We start from the raw sequence: 239 nt of genomic DNA on the forward strand, positions 1-239 counted from the left end.
TCATCAGCGTATCTCACAAAACGGTGTCCGCGCTTCTCTAATTCTTTATCCAGTTCATGCAAATAGATATTACACAACAAAGGAGATATAACTCCACCTTGAGGGGCACCTGTCTTTCTTTCTGCGTATTCGCCAGACAGGTCTGCAGACCCGCTTTGTAAACTTTTGCGGATAAATTTAGAAATAGCTTTGTCTTGTATAAAGCGCTCAAACAAGTACATCAACTTATCATGGTTCAA

The 239-nt window shown here is 40.6% G+C and carries 1 protein-coding gene; it reads right to left on the bottom strand.

Annotation, left to right across the window (positions count from 1 at the left end; translation table 11 throughout):
* The coding region (locus HHH54_RS11735; RefSeq protein WP_269814028.1) for a reverse transcriptase domain-containing protein at nucleotides 1-239 on the bottom strand (239 nt) is incomplete at both ends.

Source organism: Staphylococcus canis (assembly GCF_016238445.1).
GTDB classification, from domain to species: domain Bacteria; phylum Bacillota; class Bacilli; order Staphylococcales; family Staphylococcaceae; genus Staphylococcus; species Staphylococcus canis.